The organism is Massilia sp. MP_M2 (assembly GCF_039123635.1).
Classification (GTDB): domain Bacteria; phylum Pseudomonadota; class Gammaproteobacteria; order Burkholderiales; family Burkholderiaceae_D; genus Telluria.
In genome coordinates, this window is sequence record NZ_JBCHJF010000001.1 from 50,326 (window position 1) to 71,248 (window position 20,923).

Below are 20,923 nucleotides of genomic sequence, written 5' to 3' on the forward strand. Positions count from 1 at the left end.
AGCAGACACGAGCAGACTTATGATGACGAGCACTCCACCGATCAAGCACTTCCTGCAGTTTTCCGACTTCACGCGCGACGAGTTCGAATACGTCATCAAGCGCGCGGCGATCATCAAGCGCAAGTTCAAGGCCTACGAGGTGTATCACCCGCTGGTCGACCGTACGCTGGTGATGGTGTTCGAAAAAAGCTCGACGCGCACGCGCCTGTCGTTCGAAGCCGGCATGCATCAGCTGGGCGGCGCCGCCATCTACCTGAACACGCGCGACAGCCAGCTCGGCCGTGGCGAACCGGTGGAAGACGCCGGCCAGGTGATCAGCCGCATGTGCGACATCATCATGATCCGCACCTTTGGCCAGGACATCATCGACCGCTTCGCCGCCAATTCGCGCGTGCCGGTCATCAATGGCCTGACCAATGAACACCACCCGTGCCAGGTGCTGGCGGACGTGTTCACGTTCCACGAGCACCGCGGCTCCATCGCCGGCAAGACGGTCGCATGGATCGGCGACGCCAACAATATGCTGTACTCGTGGCTGCAGGCGGCCGAAGTGTTCGGCTTCCACCTGAACGTCGCCACGCCACAAGGCTACGAGATGGACCCGAGCCTGGTTTCGACCACGCGCTATACGCTGTTCGACAATCCGTCGGATGCCTGCGAAGGTGCACACCTGGTCAATACCGACGTCTGGACCAGCATGGGCTACGAGAAAGAAAACGCCGAGCGCATGAAAGCGTTTGACGGCTTCATCGTCGACAGCGCCAAGATGGCCCGCGCTGCGAGCGACGCGCTGTTCATGCACTGCCTGCCGGCGCACCGCGGCGAAGAAGTGGCCGCCGAGGTCATCGACGGCCCGCAATCAGTGGTCTGGGACGAAGCCGAAAACCGCCTGCACGTGCAAAAAGCCCTGATCGAGTACCTGCTGCTCGGTCGCATCGAAGATTGATTTTTACCCCTGAAGCTTGATCGTTGGCCGTCCATCCCGGCGCTTGCCGGGCTGGATTTGCGAGCCAGCTGACCATTACTCCTCTACCATCCTCCATCACTGGAACTCCCATGAGCGACATCAAGAAAGTAGTACTGGCCTACTCCGGCGGCCTCGACACCTCCGTCATCCTGAAATGGCTGCAAGACAATTACGGCTGCGAAATCGTCACCTTCACCGCCGACCTCGGCCAGGGTGAAGAACTGGAACCGGCACGCGCCAAGGCCATCAAGTTCGGCATCAAGCCAGAGAACATCTACATCGACGACGTGCGCGAAGAATTCGTGCGCGACTTCGTCTATCCGATGTTCCGCGCGAACACCGTGTACGAAGGCGAATACCTGCTGGGCACGTCGATCGCGCGGCCGCTGATCGCCAAGCGCCTGATCGAGATCGCCAACGAAACCGGCGCCGACGCCATCTCGCACGGCGCGACCGGCAAGGGCAACGACCAGGTGCGTTTCGAGCTGGGCGCGTATGCGCTCAAGCCGGACGTCAAGATCATCGCCCCATGGCGTGAATGGGACCTGCTGTCGCGCGAAAAACTGTTGAAGTACGCAGAAGACGCGGGCATCGCGGTGGACATGAAGCACAAAAACGGCGGCGCGCCGTACTCGATGGACGCCAACCTGCTGCACATCAGCTTTGAAGGCCGTCACCTGGAAAACCCGAGCGCCGAAGCCGAGGAATCGATGTGGCGCTGGACCGTCTCGCCAGAAGCGGCGCCGGACGAAGCGGAATACCTGGACGTCGAATTCGAGCGCGGCGACATCGTCGGCCTGAACGGCAAGCGCCTGTCGCCAGCCGCCGTCCTGACTGAGCTGAACCGCCTGGGCGGCAAGCACGGCATCGGCCGCCTGGATCTGGTGGAAAACCGCTACGTCGGCATGAAGTCGCGCGGCTGCTACGAAACCCCGGGCGGCACGATCATGCTGCGCGCGCACCGCGCGATCGAATCGATCACCCTCGACCGCGAAGTGGCGCACCTGAAGGACGACCTGATGCCACGCTACGCGTCGTTGATCTATAACGGCTACTGGTGGGCGCCGGAACGCGTCGCGCTGCAGACGCTGATCGACCACACGCAGGCCACCGTCAACGGCTGGGTGCGCATCAAGCTGTACAAGGGCAATGTGATCGTCGTGTCGCGCGATTCGAAGACCGATTCGCTGTTCGACATGAACATCGCAACGTTCGATGAAGATGGCGGCGCATACAACCAGGCCGACGCGGGCGGCTTCATCAAGCTCAATGCGCTGCGCATGCGGATTGCGGCAAAGGCCCGCGCCAAGCGCGGGCAGTAAGTTCAGCGACAGGCCACGAGGCCGTCACAGAAAAGCCGCCTTCGGGCGGCTTTTTGCATTTGTAGGGTGGACGGGTTTCCCGCCCACGCGCTCAACCTGACGTGGCGCTACAGCAGCCCCATCGACTGCAGCGCCGCTTTCGCCAGCGTCACGCGCTTGTCGGGCGCCCCGTCCGGGATATCGATGTTCAGCGCGAACGTGTAGAGCTTGCCATCCTTTTCGATCCAGCCGACCCACCAGCCGATATCGGGCTGGCCGGGCCGCTTGCCCCAGCCGGTTTTTGCATACAGTTCGGCCGGGCCATCCTGACGCGCAATGGCGCGCACGGCGTCCATGTGCACGTTCTCGAACGGCAGCTGGCCTTGCGCGAGGCGGGCCAGGAACACCGTCTGCTCGAGCGCGCTGATTTCGAGCGGGCCATCGAGCCAGAAGCGGTCCACGACCGTGCCGGTGTCCCGGTTCCCGTAATTCATCCGTACGAGCGCGGCGCGCATGCGCGCCATGCCGATGCGACGCGCCACTTCCTGGTAGACGGGCACGTTCGACATTTTGATCGCTTCGCGCAGGCCCATGTCCCTGGCCCACTCGGCGCGGGCGACCGGCTTGCCGCCGTAGGGCACGATCTCGTCGACCGAAGCGACGGCGCCGGTGCTCAGTGCGACCAACGAGTTCGGCAGCTTGAAGGTCGACGCCGGAATGAACCGCTTGGCGGCGCGCTGGCGGTCGTGGCCCGTGTTGGTGTCCTTCGCCACGTCGTGCACGACGAAGGTGCCAGTCACGCCCTCTTTCTTGAACAGCTGCGTGATGGCGGCGCTGTCGTGCCATTCGGTAGCCTGGGCGACGGCGCAGCACGCCATCAGGGCGAGTGCAAGAACCTGCTTCATCATTGTGCGGCCTCCTTGGCCAGTTGCGTGGCAAGACGCGCACGGGCCTTGTCGGCATACGTGCGGCAGGCGGTATTGTCAATGAAGGCGGTATTGCCCCGCGCTGCACGCATGGCGTAGCGCTGCCACAGGTCGCTGCCTTCCGGGTGCGCCGAGACCAGCACGTCGCATGGCAGGCCGGCCACCGCCGCGATCGAGCGTTCGATATCGGCGCGCGCCGTCGGATAGGCGGGATCGCCGCTGTAGCGGAACGACCCCGCGCCAAAGGCATTGAGGCTGTCGGCATACACCATGCGTGCCGGTTTGCCCTGCTCGAGCGCTGTCCAGGTCCAGCTGGCGCCACCCCGGCTATGGCCGGGCGTGGCGTGCATCGTCACCGCCAGCGGGCCAAGGGTGATGACCTCGCCGTCGCGCACCGCCCGCACGTTCGCGATCGGCGCCATCGGCGGCAAGTCGCCAAATTGCGGATCGCCCTTGTCAGCCTGGCCGCTCGCCAGCACCGGCATGCCAGCGCTGCCGGCCAATACCTGGGCGCCCGACAGGCGCTGCAGCGCGGCGATGCCGCCCGCGTGATCGAAGTGCGCGTGCGAGTTCAGGATGAAACGGATGTCCTCGACCTTGAAGCCGAGCTGGCGGATATTGCGCACGATCTGCGGGGCCGATTTATCGCTGCCACCGTCGATCAGGATGTGGCCCTGTGGAGAGGTGATCAGGACCGCCGACAGGCCGCGCGTGCCAACGTAGTAGCTATTGCCGTACAGGGCAAACGGTTCCTGCGGCGTGTTCCAGTCGTTGGCCATGGCCGGTTGCAGGCACGCGACGAGGCCAGCCGCGGCGAGTGCCAGGCTTGTGTGTTTCATCATGACGATTCCTTATGTGGACAAAGAGAGCGTTGCGAGTCTTCCCGGCAGCGCGCGCAGGAAGTGTTCTTTCAGGAGCGGGCCGGCCGCGCGGTCCGGGTGGCGTGGGCCAAGCGTCTGCCGCGCAAAGATGACGGTGCGTCCATCCTTCGTGGCCCAGCCAACGAACCAACCGAGCGCGCGGCCCGTGTCCCCGGCCCCATCGCGCGCGCTGCCTGAGGCAGTGCCGGTCTTGCCGTACACCTGCCAGCCATCCGCCAGCGCGGGCAAGCGCAGCAGCTGCGCGGTCATGTCGAATGCGCGCGCACTGACGGGCAGTTCGCGGTTGGCCACCTTGCGCAGAAACGCGGCCTGTTCACGTGGCGAGACCTGCAGTGACGAGGCGATCCAGGCGATGTCGACGCCGCCACTGAGGTCCTGGTTGCCGTAGTCGAAGCGGCCGATGTAATCCTGCATGCGGCGCTCGCCCAGGCGGCCAGTGACCTGCTGCGCGTACCAGACGGTCGAATTGCGGATCCAGCTCGTCGGATCGGTGGTGGCGCGCCACGACGGCAGCCAGTCGACGTAACCCGCCTTGAACGGCAGCGCCGGTGTGTGGGCATCCTGCAGGATGCCAGCGTCGAACCCCATCAGGCTCACGGCAATATTGAAGATCGACGCCGGCGTGGTGCGCACGTCGCAGCGCCCTTCTTCGACCAGCACCGCACCCGTGGCGGCGTCGAGCATCAGGGTGCAGTCGAGCGCCTGCGGCGCATCGTCCCAGGCCAGCGCCGGCTGCAGCGCAAGGTTGGCGCCGAACACCAGCGCCAGCGCGCCCAGGCCGGCGCAGCGGGCGCGGGCCGCGTGCCGGTCGAGCCCTGGCGTACGGATCAGCGCGACGCGCGCGGCCAGCGTGTCCGGCGCGACGCCGCCGAAGGCCAGCGCATTCGCTGGCGTCGCCTGGTACTGAAAGCGCAGCTGCGCGACCAGTGCGGCAGCGTAGGCCTTGCGCTGGACTTGCGGCCGGCCGCGCAGCACGTCGCGGTCGCAGCCCAGCTCCTGGGCCCAGACCAGGCGCGCGCGCAGCAGGCGCATCGCAGGATTGAACCAGCACAGCGCCTGGAGCAGCGCGCAGGCGAGGAGCCACCACAGATCGCCCCGGCGCCAGTGCATCAGTTCGTGGGCAACGATCAGGTCACGCTGCAGCGGATCGATCGTGCGCAGGGCCAGCGGCAACAGCAGGCGCGGCCGGAACGGGCCGACCAGCATCGGGGAAATCACGGCGTCGACTTCGATCATGCGCGGTAGTGCTGCGTCCGACGGCAGGCGCGCACCGGCGCGCAGCAGCCGCGCCAGCGCGCGCTGGCCATGTATTAAGCGGGCAAGCATGCACAGCAGACCGCCCGTGTAAGCCAGCGCCCATGCCCACGCGCTCCAGGCCAGCCACGATCGGGGATTGGCCAACGTGCTGGTGGACCCGACGGCCTGGGCGGGCATCGCGACCGCGTCGGCCGTCGTCGGCGACAGGTCGACGTCGAACACGGGCAACATCTGAAGCTGCTGCGCCTGTGGCAGCATCAGGACGATGAAGGTGGCGGCAATCGCAAGCTGCCCCAGCATCCAGGGTGAGCGCTGCATGGCAAGCGCCGGCAGGTAACGCCGCACCAGCACCAGCACGCCCCACACCGCCACGCCGGCGGCCAGGCAGCCGAGGCTGGCGAACAGGAAGCGGATGAGCGTCGCGTCGAGTGCGCTCATGGGGCACCGTCCTTGTCGACCGGCCAGTCGTTGAGCAGTTGCTCCAGGCGCGCGAGTTCATCGTCGTCGACCAGCTTGCTGCCGGTGAACATATTGACCGGCAGCGGCGTGTCGATCTCCATGACGCGCTTGCCGAAATCGTGGGCAAAAGCGGCCAGCGTATCGACCTTGTCGCTGACCGCCGCATAGACCTGCACGCCATGGCGCAAGGCCTGACGCACCATGCCTTTGTCGAGCATGCGCTCGAGCGTCTTGCGCGTGGACGAATACGACCAGCCCAGTTCGGCCTCGACCGCGTCGTGAATTTCACGCGCGCTGAGCGGCTGCTGGCGCCATAGCGCCTTGAGGAGGCTAAGTTCGGAAATCGACGGTACGGCCATGACAATAGTCCTTGATGTGACGATTGACGCAATGATGCGACAAGTGTCGCATGCACGTCAACAAGAACTTGCGCTGACGGTCAGTTGCGCAGGTCGTCGAGCACCTCGCGGCCAAAGCCCGGTGCGAGCAGATAATCGGCCAGGTTGCGCGCGCAGTCTTCGGGCGAGGTCAAGCCGCCCGTGTCCTTCAGCTCGACAAAGCGCTCGCGCAGCGGGAAGTTGGCATCCGGCGTCGCGCGGATCGCGGCCTGCATGTCGGTGTCGATGACGCCCGGCGCCAGGCTCACCGCCAGCACGCGCGCGTCGCCGTCAAGCTGGACCGCGCGCGCATGATGGTCGAGCGCCGCCTTGGTCGCGCAGTACACGGCCCAGCCGGGGTAGGCGTTGCGCCCTGCCCCGCTCGAGACGTGCAGGATGCGCCGCGTCGCCGCGGGCGCGGCCTGCACGAATGCGGCGGCCAGCGCCAGCGGCGCCCCGACGTTGAGCATCACCGCCTGCAGCACGGCAGCGGGATCCTGCGCGGCAAGCGGCCCCACCGGCGTGACGACGCCGGCATTGTTGACGAGGTACGCCGCATCGGCGCCCGCGAGAAAATCGCGCAGCGCCGGCCCGGCCAGCCAGGCCTGCAATGCCGCCGGATCGGCCATGTCGAGCTCGGCCTGCTCGATCCCGGCCAGCAGCGAACGCCCGCGCGCCAGGCCCAGCACGGCCATGCCGCGCGACTGCAGTTCGGCCGCGATGGCGGCGCCGAGGCCACGGGTGTGGCCGGTGACGATGACTTTTTTCATGCGGTGTTCCTTAGACGAAAACGGGTTCGGGTTCAAGCATCACGCCATAGCGCGCCGCGACATCGGCCTGGATCGCTGCGGCCAGCCGGACGACATCCTGACCGGTGGCGTGGCCCAGATTGACGAGCACAAGCGCCTGCTTGTGGTACACGCCTGCCGCGCCCAGGTGGCGGCCTTTCCAGCCACACTGGTCGATCAGCCAGCCCGCCGCCAGCTTGAACGTGCCGTCCGGCTGGGCGTGGTGCACCAGGTTCGGAAACCGGGCAACCAGACGCGCGCAGGCATCAGCCGAGACGACCGGGTTCTTGAAGAAGCTACCGGCATTGCCGATCTCGCGCGGATCGGGCAGCTTGCGGCGCCGGATCGCTTCGACCAGGAGGCCGATCTCGTTCGGCGTGGGCGCCGTCAAGCCGGCTTCCTGCACCGCGTTGCCCAGTTCGGCGTAGCGAAGGTTCGGCTGCCACGCGCGCGGCAAGGCGAACGTCACGTCCAGCACGACCAGATTGGCGCCATCGGGATGCTTGAAGATGCTGTCGCGGTAGCCGAAACGGCAGGCGGCGGCGTCCAGCGTGCGCGTGGCGCCGCTGGCCATGTCGTAGGCGGTGAGACGATGGAAAACATCCTTGGTTTCGACGCCATACGCCCCCACGTTCTGGATCGGCGCAGCGCCCACGGTGCCCGGTATCAGCGACAGGTTTTCCAGCCCGCCGATGCCCTGCTCGAGCGTGAAGCGCACGAAGCCGTGCCAGCTTTCGCCGGCCTGGGCGCGCACGAGAATCTTGCCGGCCTCTTCGCCAAGTACCTCGCAGCCCCGCCCTGTCATGTGCAGCACCAGGCCCTCGACGTCGCGTGTGAACAGCAGATTGCTGCCCCCGCCAAGTACCAGGCGCGGCAACGCAGCGAGCGTCGGATCGGCGCGCACCGCCGCCAGTTGATCGGCGCCATCCACGCGCAGATAGTGGCGCGCGCGGGCGGGAATGCCGAAGGTGTTGAACGTGTCGAGCGGCTGGTCGTGAATGACGGGCAGGATGAGATGCAGGTCTGGAGGCATGATGTAACGGCGTAAAAGTGTCGTTTCATTATAGTGGTTCGTGCATTCCCGGCTTTCCACACTGGTGAAACGGTCGCGATTCGGGCCGCCGTCCGCTAAAATAGAGCAATTCATCTACATGCAAATTATAAAAAGGACACACCATGCCATCGTTTGATGTCGTCTGCGAAGCAGACATGGTCGAAGTAAAGAACGCGATTGAACAATCGAACAAAGAAATTACGACCCGTTTCGATTTCAAGGGCAGCTCTGCCAATGTCGAGCAAAAAGACAAGGAACTGACGCTGTTTGCCGATTCCGATTTCCAGCTCACCCAGGTCAAGGATGTGCTGATCAACAAAATGGCCAAGCGCAAGGTCGACGTGCGTTTCCTGGACGAAGGCAAGGTCGAGAAAATCGGCGGCGACAAGGTCAAGCTGGTGATCAAGGTGCGCAACGGTATCGAAACCGACGACGCAAAAAAGATCACCAAGCTGGTCAAGGAAAGCAAGATGAAGGTGCAGGCCAGCATCCAGGGCGAATCAGTGCGCATCACCGGTGCCAAGCGCGACGACCTGCAAACGGCCATGGCCATGCTGCGCAAGGACGTGCAAGACCTGCCGTTGGCCTTCAACAACTTCCGCGACTGATTGGCATCAGCGCATTGCAATGGGCCGGCATGAGCGGCCCTGGCACAGGGCGCACCGTGGACAAAGTGTCCGCTGAAGCCTTGTAACGCTTGGAGTAAAATGGCGCCGTGTGCTGACCCAGGGTCGAATCTCGCACACCACAGCCACTCCGGGCAGATTAGGTAGTCTAAGGATAGCAATGAAACGTGTTGATGATTTCCGCCTGCGCATGGGCAACAAGGAATACGTGCCCATCATGATCGGCGGAATGGGTGTGGACATTTCGACGTCCGAACTGGCGCTGGAAGCGGCGCGCCTGGGCGGTATCGGCCATATCTCTGATGCAATGTCGCAAGACGTGTCCGACCGCAAGTTCGACACCACGTACGTCAAGGAAAAAACCAAGACCTATAAGTTCAACATCAACAACATGAACAAGGCGGTGGTCCAGTTCGACCTGGATCACCTGGCCGAGGCGACGCGCCGTCATGTCAGCTCCACCATGGAAGCGAAGAAAGGCGATGGCCTGATCTACGTGAACTGCATGGAAAAGCTGACCATGAACGGGCCGAAGGAGACGCTGCGCGTGCGCCTCGCGTCGGCCCTGGACGGCGGCATCGACGGCATCACGCTGTCAGCCGGTCTGCACCTGGGTTCGTTCGAGCTGATCAAGGACCACCCGCGTTTTCGCGATGCACACCTGGGCATCATCGTCTCGTCCGTACGCGCGCTGCAACTGTTCCTGCGTAAAGTCTCGCGCCTGGACCGCAAGCCCGACTTCATCATCGTCGAAGGCCCATTGGCTGGCGGCCACCTGGGCTTCGGCATGGACGACTGGAAGCAGTACGACCTGCACACGATCATGGACGAGGTACATGCATTCGTGAAGGCCGAGCAACTGGGCATCCCGGTGATCGCCGCCGGCGGCGTCTTCACCGGTTCGGATGCTGTCGGGTTCCTCGAAAAAGGCGCGGGCGCCGTGCAGGTGGCCACGCGCTTTACCGTGACCACCGAATGCGGCCTGCCCCACGACGTCAAGCAGGAATACTTCCGCGCCAGCGAAGAAGACATCGAAGTCAACGGCATCTCGCCAACCGGCTATCCGATGCGCATGCTCAAGAGTACGCCGGCGATCGGCTCGGGCATTCGCCCGGGCTGCGAATCGTATGGCTATCTGCTCGATGCGACCGGCAACTGCTCGTACATCAATGCCTACAACCGCGAGGTGCAGGCGCATCCGGAACTGAAAAAAGTCACGGTGATGGACAAGACCTGCCTGTGCACGCACATGCGCAACTTCAATTGCTGGACCTGCGGCCATTACACATACCGCCTGAAGGACACGTCGCATCTGCTGGCCGATGGCAACTACCAGATCTTGAGCGCCGAGCATGTGTTCAAGGATTACCAGTTCAGCGTCAACAACGAGATCGCCCTGCCCGAAAAACAGGACATCATCGCGGCGTAAGCCCGTGGCGTCAGCCCGTGACGTCAGCGCGTCTTTTGCTATTGCCGCGCCGTACCGCGGCCCTGAAAACGTCATTCCTGCCTGCGCGGGAATGACGTTTTCCCGTTTGCGGCGGACTGAACCGTCTTGTCCCGCTCCTGCCCCGTGATCGCCGCTGAATGTGCGCACGCGCACCGAAGCGCTCTTGCATGAACGTTACGGTATCCACTCCATCAGCGGGAGTGAGCAATGAGCGACGAGAAAAAGCAGGTCCGTATTACCAAAGCGACGATGCCAGCCGGTGGCTGGGGCTCTGTCGGCGACGTCAGCACGATCCTCACCGACCAGAACGTCGTCGTCAAAGACACGGGCTTGCTGCTCAAGCAAAACAAGACCGACGGATTCGCCTGCGTCAGCTGCGCGTGGGCCAAACCGGCCAATCCGCACCCGTTCGAATTCTGCGCCAGCGGCGCCAAGGCCACTGCCTGGGAAACCACGAGCAAGTCGATCGGCGCGGGTTTTTTCCAGCGCCACACGCTGACCGAGCTCGAAGCCTGGAGCGACCACGAGCTTGAAGACCACGGACGCCTGACCACGCCGCTGCGCTACGACGCCGCCAGCGACAAATACCTGCCGGTCGACTGGGACGTGGCGTTCAACGAGATCGGCGCCGCACTGCGCGGCTTCGATCCCAAGCAGGTGGTGTTTTACGCATCGGGCCGCGCCTCGCTGGAAACGTCGTATATGTACCAGTTACTGGCGCGCATGTACGGCAACAACAACCTGCCGGACAGTTCCAATATGTGCCACGAGAGCACGTCGGTCGGTTTGCAAAAAACCATCGGCGTTGCCGTGGGTACGGTCAAGCTGAGCGATTTCGAGGACACCGACTGCATCCTGTTCTTCGGCCAGAACGTGGGCGTGAACAGCCCGCGCATGCTGCACCAGCTGCAAGAAGCGCGCAAGCGCGACATGCCCATCATCACCTTCAATCCGCTGCGCGAACGGGGGCTGGTGAGTTTTACCAATCCGCAGTCGCCGCTCGAGATGCTCACGCGGCAGGAAACGGCAATTTCGACCCAGTACCACCAGGTCAAGCCGGGCGGCGACACGGCCGTCATCATGGGCATGTGCAAGGCGATCTTCGCGCTCGACGATGCGGCGCTGGCCGCCGGCGACCAGCGCGTGCTCGACATCGCGTTCATCCAGGAACACACCAACGGCTTTGCCGCCTTCGAGGGCGCCGTACGCGCCTGTTCGTGGCAGGCGATCGAGCGCGAAGCGGGGCTGTCGCAGGCCGCGCTCGAAGAGGCAGCGAGCGTCTATGCCAGGTCGCGTGCGGTACTGGGCGTGTACGGCATGGGCCTGACCCAGCACCGCAACGGCGTGCAGAATGTGACGATGATGGTCAATCTGCTGCTGTTGCGCGGCAATATTGGCAAGCCGGGCGCCGGCATCTGCCCGGTGCGCGGCCACTCGAACGTGCAGGGCCAGCGCACGGTCGGCATCACCGAAAAACCTGAACTCGCGCCGCTCGACAAGCTCAAGGAGCAATTCAATTTCGAGCCGCCACGCGACACGGGTCTGACGACCGTCGACGCCTGCGAAGCCATCATCAAGCGCGATCTGCAGGGATTCATCGGCCTGGGCGGCAACTTCCTGCGCGCCGTGCCGGAAACCGGCCTGATGGAAGCAGCCTGGCGCGAGCTCCCCCTGACGGTCCAGATTGCTACCAAGCTCAACCGCAACCACGTCATCCATGGCAAGGCGGCCTACCTGCTGCCGTGCCTGGGCCGGATCGAAATCGACCGCCAGGGCTCGGGCGACCAGTCCGTCTCGGTCGAAGACAGCACGTCGCACATGCACGGCTCGCGCGGGATGACCGAGCCGGCCGCGCCCGGTCTGCTATCCGAGCCGGCGATCGTGGCCGGCATCGCCAAGGCGACGCTGGCACCCAACCCCAATGTTGACTGGGACGCCTGGGTGGCCGATTACCGGGTAATCCGCAAGGCGATGGGTGTCACCTTCCCCGAGATCTTCAAGGACTTGAACGAGCGCATGTGGACGCCGGGCGGCTACCGCAAGCCGCTGGCCGCCGCCGAGCGTTTCTGGAAGACCGGGAGCGGCAAGGCCGAATTCACGGTGCCCGAAGAATTGCCGGGCAACCCGAACATGCCGGGCGGCCCCGACATTCTGCGTCTGTTTACGATCCGCAGCGACGGCCAGTTCAACACGACGATCTACAGCAACGATGACCGCTTCCGTGGCGTGCACGGCAGCCGCATGGTGCTGTTCATGAATGCAGCCGACATGGAACGCTATGGCCTCGGCAAGGGCGACGTGGTGGCGCTGCGCACGCATGCCGACGATGGCGTCGACCGGCGCGTCGAGGGTTTGCAGATCGTGCCCTACGATGTCCCGACCGGCTGCATCGCCGGGTACTACCCGGAGTGCAATCCCCTGATCCCGCTGTGGCACCACGCCAAGGAAAGCAAGGTGCCAGCGGCAAAAGCCATCGACGTCCTGCTCGAGCGCACCCGCAGTGGAGCTGCAAGCGGGGCGGCAAGCGGGACCACCAGCGCGGAAACGAGCGTGGCATGAACGCGCGCACGTGCTTCCCCGGCGACGGCGGGCCGGACTTTCCCGTCGCCAGCAGCGTGGCGGCGGCCTGCTGGCAGGCTGGCGCGAGCGAATCGCTGGTCGAAGTGCTGGCCGAGGAAGTGCCGGTAGCACTCGTCTACAACGGCATCAGCCATGCCGTGATGCTGGCCTCGCCGCAAGATCTGGAAGACTTTGCACTGGGCTTTTCGCTGTCCGAGCGCATCGTGCGCCAAGTGGCAGATATCCGCGACATTGCCGTCGATACGGGCCCGCACGGCATCACGCTGTCAATGGACATTGCCCCCGGCGCCATGGCGCGCCTGAAGGAAACACGGCGTGCACGCACCGGCAAGACCGGCTGCGGCCTGTGCGGCGTCGACAGCCTGGCCTGGTTCGAGCGCGAAACGGGTCTGCTGGACGCCCGCGATGGCGGCGCGCATGGCGTGACGGCGCAGTTCGCGCCCGATGCGCTGCACCGCGCGATGGGGGCGATGGCGGCGCGCCAGCACCTGCACCTGGCGACCGGCGCCGTGCACGCGGCGGGCTGGGCCGACTGCGATGGCGTGCTGCGCACCGTGCGCGAAGACGTCGGTCGTCACAATGCACTCGACAAATTGATCGGCGCAATGGCGCACGCTGGCGTGCCAGCGGACAGCGGTTTCATCGTCGTGACCAGCCGCGCCAGTTTCGAGATGGTGCAAAAGACCGCACGCGCTGGCATTGCCGTGCTCGCGGCCATTTCGGCGCCCACGGCCATGGCCGTGCGCCTGGCCGATGCTGCCGGTGTGACGCTGGCCGGCTTCGTGCGCGCTGGCCGCCATGTCGTCTACAGCCATCCGCAACGCCTGACCTGACTGCCTGGTGCAGGCGCCTGCCCCAGAGCCCTGCGCACGCCTCGTGCGCGCTTCGCGACAACCATGTTGAACGGGTATAAGCTGGACGCCTGCGCGCACCCGACGCGACGCGATGCAAGAGAGGCGGCCCGACATGTCAACGTTTGCCCCTGCCGAGCAGGTCAGCTTCCTGGCTGACCAAGCGGGCATCATCACCAGTTGGAACCCGGCGTGCGCCGCGCTGTTCGGGCGCGCCGCAGCCGACGTCATCGGCCAACCCGCCGCCAGCCTGCTGGCCGGTACCAGCTGGACCGCGCTGGAAGATGCCGGCCAGAGCCAGAGCACCCTGGCCGCCGCCGCCGGTCCCCGCCCTGCCAGCGTCAGCCTCGTATTGCAGCATGCACGCGACGCTGCCCCGCTCGGCTACAGCGTCACCATCACGCCGGCCGCGCTGGGCGCCCCGGAAGGCGAGCGCCTCGGCGCGACACCGCTGTCCGCCGTCGTCGACCTGCTGCCGGGCACCTTCTACATCATGAACCGCGAAGGCCGCGTCCTGCTGTGGAACCATAACCTCGAGCGGCTGTGCGAAATGATGCCGGACGAAATCGCCGCGGCCAACGGCATCACGATGCTCGACCCGCGCGACCGGCCAGGCGCGCTCAAGCAGATCAACGCCATGTTCGACAACAATACCGAGATCGCACTTGAAATCGATTACGTTTCTCGCAGCGGCCGCGAAACGCCAATGCTGCTGCGCGGCGCGCGCATCGACTGCAACGGCAGCCAGTACCTGTTCGGCATGGGCATCGACATTTCCCGGCAACGCGCACGCGAGCGCCAGCTGGCCCTGTACCGGCGTGCGCTCAATGCTGCCCGCAATGGCGTGATCATCGCCCACGGCACAGGGCCCGACCACCTGATCGAGTACGTCAACCCGGCGTTCGAACGCATCACCGGCTACAGCGCCGAGGAAGTCATCGGGCGCGACTCGCGCTTCATGGCGGCGCCCGGCCTGGACGCGGACGAGCGCACCCGCATGCGCCTGGCGCTGCGCGAGCATCGCTCGGTCCATGTCGTGCTGCGTAATCTGCGCAAGAATGGCGAACTGTTCTGGAATGACCTGCAGATCACGCCCGTGCACGACGAGAATGGCAAGGTCACGCATTTTATCGGCATCATCAACGACGTCACCGCGAGCAAGCAGCGCGCCGACCATGTCGAGCACGACGTCAACCACGACAGCCTGACGGGCCTTGCCAGCCGCACGCTGTTGCGGGACCGTCTTGACCACGCCCTGCACCTGGCCCAGCGCCACCAGACGCTGGTGGCTGCGGTGCTGATCGACCTGGACGGTTTCAAGGCCATCAACGATACGTTCGGCCACGATGCCGGCGATGCCGTGCTCAAGGTCGTGGCGCGGCGCCTGCAGGCAGCCGTGCGCGACAGCGATACCGTGGCGCGCACGGCGGGCGATGAGTTCGTGCTGGTGCTGGTCGACCAGCCCACCTTGCGCTTCACGCTGCGCATGGTCGAGCGGTTGCGGCGCGCGCTGGTCATGCCGGTCGCGTTTGGCGGCCACGACATCGACGTGAGCGCGAGCCTGGGCGTGGCAGCCTACCCGCACGATGGCGCGACGACAGCCGACCTGATCCGCGCGGCCGACATGGCGATGCACCGCGCCAAGCGCCATGGTGGTGGCGTGCATTTCCATTCGCGTGAAATGCACAACGTCAGCGAAGCACGCGCCGCACTGGCCGACAGCATGCGAAGCGCCCTCGACGATGATCAGTTGTTCCTGTTGTTCCAGCCCCGGATGGAAGCGCGCAGCGGCAAGGTGCGGGGATTCGAGGCCCTGCTGCGCTGGCGCCATCCCGAGCATGGCGTGATGCTGCCCGCGTTCTTCCTGGCCGAAGCCGAAGAAAGCGGGCAGATCGTCGAGATCGGCGGCTGGGTGCTGGACCAGGCCTGCGCCTTCGCGCGCGACCTGCGCAGCGCCGGCTATGCCGGGCTGCCGGTGGCGGTGAACGTGACGCACCGCGAATACAGCCGGCCCGATTTCATCGCCGGCATCGCCCGCCGCATGCAGGACACCGGTTTGCCGCCAGGCAGCCTTGAAATCGAAATCCCCGAAGCCGACCTGATTCGCAACCCCGGCCTGGGGCGCGACCTGGCGGTGCAACTGCGCGCCACCGGCGCGATGCTGTCGATCGACCAGTTCGGCCAGGGGATTTCCGATCTGGCGTTCCTGCAGCAGTTGTCGGTACGCCAGGTGAAACTGTCGCGCAAGGCCGTGCATGACATCGCCGACCACGGCCGCAATGGCGCGCTGGCCAGGACCCTGATCGACATCGGGCACAATCTCGATATCACGGTCGTGGGCGAAGCCGTGGAAACCGAGGCGCAGGTCGACTTCCTGCGCAGCCACGGCTGCGACCAGATGCAGGGGCAATGGTTCAGCGCCCCGTTGTCGGCCGCTGCCGCGCGTGCTTTCCTCGCGCAGCGGCAACATGCCTTGTAGGGTGGACGGGTTTCCCGTCCACGCGTTCAACACGCGTCATTGCGCCACGACATCAAGCGAAGCCCGTCCACGCGTTCAATGAACGTCGGTGCGCGACACATCCAACTTGAATCGAACGCGTGGACGGCATAGCCGTCCACCCTACGGCAATCAATGTGGCCGATTAACCATACCGTAACGCCAGCCCCGTCCATTCCCCGATTCGTGCAGGCTGTCGCAGGATACTGGCCCTGATGCGCGCGGCGCGTTAAAGTTGCATCATTCCAACGGCCGCCGCTTCGGGCCGATGCAGCCTACTCCGACGATCGACAACGCCATGCAAGCACGCAGCACGACACAGCACCATCTGGCCGGCATCCTGTCCTGGCTCTACCGCGCCTTCGATGGCGTGGCGACCTGGGTCACCCAGCTGTCATGGTGGAAGTTTCTTCTTTTTGCCGGCCTGACCCTGACCGCCGCCGGCATCCTGCAGGAAGAACTGTTCAACGGCCCCGCCGAAGAAGAGATTGCCCGCGCCGAGCGCGAATCGGGCCGCCGCAGCGACGCCAGCATCCTGATCGACGAAAGCGGCATCCGCTTCAATCCCCGTACCCGAACCCGCCCGGCCGATCCGGCCCCGCCAACGCCCCCCGAAGCACCCGAGGTGCCCGCAGTGCCGGAAGCGCCCGATGCACCACCGGGCCCGCCCGTGACGACGACAGCGCCATCCTCGGGCGCCGGCGCCGTGAATATTTCGCCGGGCAGTGACTCGGTCCACATCGAGCTGCCGCCGCAAATCGGCGAAGAATTGTCGAACGCCATCGAGGCCGCCGTCGAAGACGCGGCCGAACAGAAGGTGTCGCGCTATCACAAGCAAGCGTCCACCTGGTTCATGAACTTCGTCGTGCTATTGCTGCTGGCGCTGTTCGGCACCAAGGCGCTGGTCGGTGGCAAGAAGCGCGCCGACGCCGAAGCCCAGGTCGCCAACGCGGCGGCCGAACGCGAAGCGATGCAGCGCCAGCTGATGGAAACGAAAATGCAGATGATGCAGGCGCAGGTCGAGCCCCACTTTTTATTCAATACCCTGGCGTCGGTCGAGCACCTGATCCGGGTCGATCCGCCACGCGCGTCGGCCATGCAACGCAGCCTGATCCAGTACCTGCGCGCGGTGCTGCCGCAGATGCGCGACAACGCCGTCGTCACCGGCCTCGGGCGTGAGGTCGACATGGTCAATGCCTACCTGGACTTGCTCAAGATGCGGATGGAAGAACGCTTGAGCGTCAACCTGCGCGTGCCGGACGGCCTGCGCAGCGCGGCCTTCCCGCCGATGATGCTGCAGTCGATGGTCGAAAACGCCATCAAGCACGGTCTGGAGTGCAAGCCGGAAGGCGGCACCCTGAACATCGTCGCCGAAGTGGTCGACAGCCGCCTGCGGGTGACCGTGGCCGACGACGGCGTGGGCTTTGGTGTGATGCCGAGCGACGGCACCGGCCTGGGCCTGCAAACGATCCGCGAGCGCCTGAAACTGCTGCATGCCGATGCCGGCTGGCTGCACATCGGCGCCAACAGCCCGAGCGGCGTGATCGCGACGATCGAAGTGCCCTACCAGTTGTCAAAGTAATCGATTGACCGACGGGTAGCGGCGATCGACAGCTTGCCTGTTGGTCAGTTTCATTGAATAATCATTCAATCACATTTCCATAACAACACTGTCAAGAGACCACCATGCCCACCGCGATTATTGCCGATGACGAAAGACTGATGCGCGACCAGTTGCGCATGCGCCTGCAGGATGCCTGGCCCGAACTGCAGATCGTTGGCGAAGCGAAGAACGGTGACGAAGCAGTGCAACTCGTGGGCGAACTCAAGCCTGACCTGACGTTTCTGGACATCCGCATGCCGGGCAAGACCGGCATGGAAGCGGCGCGCGACATCGGCGACAAGAGCCTGATCGTGTTCGTCACCGCCTACGACCAGTACGCGGTGGAAGCGTTCGAGCGCGGGGCCATCGATTACGTGCTCAAGCCCACCGAGCCGGACCGCTTGCGGGTGACGGTCGACCGCCTGAAAGAGCGCCTCGAGCGCCCGCAGGACAATGTGAACGACAGCGTCAGCGCCATGCTGAGCCAGCTGGCCGAAAAGATCGCTTCGCCCAAGCCGAAGCACCTGCAGTGGATCCAGGCCAGCATCGGCCAGGACCTGCGCATGATTCCCGTCGAAGACATCCTGTTCTTCCGCTCGGACGAAAAATACACCAGCGTGCAGACGAGCGGCTTCGAGGCACTGATCCGCAAGCCGGTGCGCGACCTGGCCGATGAGCTCGACCCGTCGCTGTTCTGGCAAATCCACCGCGCGACGCTGGTCAACGTCAATGCGATCGAAGGCGTGACGCGCGATATCCGTGGCCGCCACCTGGTGATGGTCAAGGGCCGCCCCGAAAAGCTCGAAGTCAGCCGCAGCTTCCTGCACCTGTTCAAGCAGATGTGACCACGTTGCCGGGCGCGCGTGCCAGTGCGCGCCTTGTGACCTCGCAAGGCCTCCAGCGGGGCGTACGCGTAGTGTAGAAGGTCCGGCCCGCGCCCGTGGCCTTCTCGCCCCCTGCCCGCATGAAACTCCAGCGCACGATGCACCTGCGACATAACCGCAGCCCTGACCAGCGCGCCGCACGCACCTGCGACAGCCGGCGCATCCTGCACAACGCCAGCGACGCCATCCTGTCGGTCGGCCACGACAACACCATCCTGCTGGCCAACCCGGCTGCGGCGCGCATGTTCGATACGGGCGTGGCCAATTTGCAAGGCAGCGCGCTGGCGCGCTTCATCGCCGCGCCAGGCGCAGATGCCCGCACCCCGCCCGACTATTTTCCGGCCGGCCTCGGTCGCGCCGGCCGGCGCGCCACCGACTACGCCGTCACCGGCATGCGCAGCGATGGCGAACGTTTTCCCATCGAAGGGTCGATCTCGAGCGTCGAGCACGAAGGCCGGCCGATCTACACGGTGATCCTGCGCGATGTGTCCGAGCGTCACCTGGTCCAGCAAACACTGGCGCGCTCGCACGACCAGTTGCGCCAGTTGTCGTCGGCGCTGCAAAGCATCCGCGAAGAAGAGCGCACCCATATCGCGCGCGAGCTGCACGACGACCTCGGGCAACTGCTCGCGTCGCTGCGCATGGACCTCACGCTGCTCGCGCGTGTCGAGCGCTTGCCCGAGGCCAGTACGCCGCTGCTCGGCAGCATGGAAAGCAATCTGCTCACGGCCATCGCGTCGCTGCGCCGGATTGCCACCAACCTGCGCCCGCGCGCACTCGACGAAGGCGGGCTCTACTTCGCATTGCAGGGTCTGCGCGACGAATTCACCGAACGCCACGGCATTGCCTGCACGATTCTCGCCGACGAAGCCGAATTGCGGCTGGACGATGCGGCCAGCACTGCCATCTTTCGCATTGTGCAAGAGGCGCTGACCAATATCGCGCGCCATGCGGATGCGCAGCACGTGTGCGTCAACCTGTACCGCATCAATGGCGACCTGCTGCTGACGATCCAGGATGACGGCCGGGGCATCCGCGCCCAGGACATGGGCAAGGCCGAGTCGCTGGGCCTGATCGGCATGCGCGAGCGGGTCTGGGCCATGCAGGGCGACATCACGATCGGGGCCGACGAGCCGCCGGGGACGCGGATCGATATCGTGCTGCCCATTGCGGGCCACGTGGTCTGATGCCCAAACAATCGGGGTGCCGATCCTCCTATTGCATAAAAACAACAGTGCCAAGCTGTCATGAACTCGACACATAGTCTCGATAAGATCGCTGTCGATCTGAGTTGATTGCAAACTCAACATCTTGTCGAAACCACACTGGAGATCTTCATGAAGTATAAGTTCCTGGCCGCCGCCGTGCTGTCATCCCTGCCACTGTTCGCATCCGCCCAAACCAACGTCCAGATCTATGGCGTGATGGACGCGGCCGTCGCTCTCGAAGACACCGACGTGCCGGGTGAAGACCGTCGCACCACCGTCAGTTCGGGCAACCAGTCGAGCAGCCGTCTGGGCTTCCGCGGCACCGAAGATCTCGGCAATGGCCTGAAAGCCCTGTTCAACATCGAAGCCGGCGTCGCGCTGGACACCGGCGCCACCGACTCGCAAACCTTCGGCCGCCGCGCCGTGGTTGGCCTGCAAGGCAACTTCGGTACCGTGACCCTGGGCCGCGAGTACTCGCCAATTGCTGCTGTCGCCGCCGCATCGGACATCAACGGTCAAGGCATGTACGGCAGCAACCTGTCGGCCTTCGGCACCAGCCGTCTGACCCGTCGCCTGTCGAACTCGATCAACTACAAATCGAACGATCTGTCGGGCTTCGTCGTCAACGCGGCTTACTCGACCGCCGAAAAAACCGTCGACCCATCGGGCGACCTGCTGGGCATCGCGCTGGAATACAAGATCGGCGGCCTGTACCTGGGCGCCGGCTACCACACCATCGAGCGCCTGGCCAAGGGTGACGACAAGGAAATGGCATTCGGTGCCGGCTACAAATTCGGCGACTTCGAAATCAAGGGTAACTACCTGGAAGCCGAACTGGAAGGCACCACCGCCACCAATGGCGTCGAGTACAAGAACGCCAACATCGGCGCATCGTACGCAATGGGCGCCAACAAGTTCTTCCTGAACTTCCAGCAGCAAAAGCTGAACAATGGCGCCAAGGGCAACACCGTGGCGGTGTCGTACACCTACACGCTGTCGAAGCGCACCAACTTCTACGGCACCTACGCCCAGCTGAGCAACAACAACCGCGCCGCCTTCGGGATCAACTCGTCGTCGAACAACGTGACCCCGGTCTCGAGCGTCCCGGCCATCAGCGCGCTGAGCGCCGATCCATCGGTGCTGACCGTCGGTATCCGTCACGCTTTCTAAGCATCGGGCCGCACGCGCCGTCACTGGCGACGCGTGACGGCGCC

17 protein-coding genes are annotated in these 20,923 nt (G+C 64.8%); 11 read left to right on the plus strand and 6 right to left on the minus strand.

Going from position 1 to position 20,923, the window contains the following annotated elements; genetic code table 11:
- Nucleotides 1-22 precede the first annotated feature (22 nt).
- Complete coding sequence (gene argF, locus RCH14_RS00245; protein WP_343025010.1) at nt 23-946, plus strand: ornithine carbamoyltransferase; 924 nt, start codon at nt 23-25, stop codon at nt 944-946.
- Between the two features lie 110 nt (nt 947-1,056).
- Nucleotides 1,057-2,289, plus strand: a complete 1,233-nt coding sequence (locus RCH14_RS00250) for an argininosuccinate synthase (RefSeq protein ID WP_343024166.1) — start codon at nt 1,057-1,059, stop codon at nt 2,287-2,289.
- A 107-nt stretch (nt 2,290-2,396) separates the two neighbouring features.
- Here RCH14_RS00250 and blaOXA (RCH14_RS00255) read toward each other — a convergent pair whose 3' ends face one another.
- The 6 genes from blaOXA (RCH14_RS00255) to murB all read right to left on the minus strand — a co-directional run bounded on the left by blaOXA (RCH14_RS00255) (nt 2,397) and on the right by murB (nt 7,989).
- Entirely contained in the window at nt 2,397-3,173 is a 777-nt protein-coding gene (gene blaOXA, locus RCH14_RS00255) for a class D beta-lactamase (protein ID WP_407070050.1), read from the minus strand.
- Nucleotides 3,173-4,036, minus strand: a complete 864-nt coding sequence (bla, locus tag RCH14_RS00260) for a subclass B3 metallo-beta-lactamase (RefSeq protein WP_343024168.1) — start codon at nt 4,034-4,036, stop codon at nt 3,173-3,175. Before bla ends, blaOXA (RCH14_RS00255) begins: the two co-directional genes overlap by 1 nt.
- A gap of 9 nt (nt 4,037-4,045) precedes the next feature.
- Nucleotides 4,046-5,770, minus strand: a complete 1,725-nt coding sequence (gene blaOXA, locus RCH14_RS00265) for a class D beta-lactamase (RefSeq protein ID WP_343024169.1) — start codon at nt 5,768-5,770, stop codon at nt 4,046-4,048.
- Nucleotides 5,767-6,150: a BlaI/MecI/CopY family transcriptional regulator gene (locus tag RCH14_RS00270; RefSeq protein WP_343024170.1), complete on the minus strand. Its 384-nt coding sequence runs from the start codon at nt 6,148-6,150 to the stop codon at nt 5,767-5,769. Before RCH14_RS00270 ends, blaOXA (RCH14_RS00265) begins: the two co-directional genes overlap by 4 nt.
- An 80-nt stretch (nt 6,151-6,230) precedes the next feature.
- A complete protein-coding gene (locus RCH14_RS00275) occupies nt 6,231-6,938 on the minus strand; it encodes an SDR family oxidoreductase (RefSeq protein ID WP_343024171.1) in 708 nt (235 codons plus the stop codon).
- 10 nt (nt 6,939-6,948) lie between these two features.
- On the minus strand, nt 6,949-7,989 hold the full coding sequence (murB, locus tag RCH14_RS00280; RefSeq protein ID WP_343024172.1) for a UDP-N-acetylmuramate dehydrogenase: 1,041 nt from the start codon (nt 7,987-7,989) through the stop codon (nt 6,949-6,951).
- Between the two features lie 143 nt (nt 7,990-8,132).
- Between murB and RCH14_RS00285 the strand changes: the two genes are divergently transcribed.
- The 9 genes from RCH14_RS00285 to RCH14_RS00325 all read left to right on the plus strand — a co-directional run bounded on the left by RCH14_RS00285 (nt 8,133) and on the right by RCH14_RS00325 (nt 20,879).
- Nucleotides 8,133-8,618: a YajQ family cyclic di-GMP-binding protein gene (locus tag RCH14_RS00285; RefSeq protein WP_343024173.1), complete on the plus strand. Its 486-nt coding sequence runs from the start codon at nt 8,133-8,135 to the stop codon at nt 8,616-8,618.
- Between the two features lie 178 nt (nt 8,619-8,796).
- Nucleotides 8,797-10,065: a nitronate monooxygenase gene (locus RCH14_RS00290; RefSeq protein ID WP_343024174.1), complete on the plus strand. Its 1,269-nt coding sequence runs from the start codon at nt 8,797-8,799 to the stop codon at nt 10,063-10,065.
- Nucleotides 10,066-10,293: 228 nt separating this feature from the next.
- The gene (locus RCH14_RS00295) at nt 10,294-12,645 is read left to right on the plus strand and encodes an FdhF/YdeP family oxidoreductase (RefSeq protein WP_343024175.1); all 2,352 of its coding nucleotides are present in this window, start codon (nt 10,294-10,296) and stop codon (nt 12,643-12,645) included.
- Entirely contained in the window at nt 12,642-13,499 is an 858-nt protein-coding gene (gene fdhD, locus RCH14_RS00300) for a formate dehydrogenase accessory sulfurtransferase FdhD (RefSeq protein WP_343024176.1), read from the plus strand. The genes RCH14_RS00295 and fdhD overlap by 4 nt, the downstream gene beginning before the upstream one ends.
- Nucleotides 13,500-13,632: 133 nt before the next feature.
- Complete coding sequence (locus tag RCH14_RS00305; RefSeq protein ID WP_343024177.1) at nt 13,633-15,996, plus strand: EAL domain-containing protein; 2,364 nt, start codon at nt 13,633-13,635, stop codon at nt 15,994-15,996.
- A gap of 316 nt (nt 15,997-16,312) precedes the next feature.
- A complete protein-coding gene (locus tag RCH14_RS00310; protein WP_343024178.1) occupies nt 16,313-17,596 on the plus strand; it encodes a histidine kinase in 1,284 nt (427 codons plus the stop codon).
- 104 nt (nt 17,597-17,700) lie between these two features.
- Nucleotides 17,701-18,462, plus strand: a complete 762-nt coding sequence (locus RCH14_RS00315) for a LytTR family DNA-binding domain-containing protein (protein ID WP_343024179.1) — start codon at nt 17,701-17,703, stop codon at nt 18,460-18,462.
- 119 nt (nt 18,463-18,581) lie between these two features.
- Nucleotides 18,582-19,688, plus strand: a complete 1,107-nt coding sequence (locus RCH14_RS00320) for a histidine kinase (RefSeq protein WP_343024180.1) — start codon at nt 18,582-18,584, stop codon at nt 19,686-19,688.
- A 150-nt stretch (nt 19,689-19,838) separates the two neighbouring features.
- Entirely contained in the window at nt 19,839-20,879 is a 1,041-nt protein-coding gene (locus tag RCH14_RS00325; RefSeq protein WP_343024181.1) for a porin, read from the plus strand.
- Nucleotides 20,880-20,923: the final 44 nt, after the last annotated feature.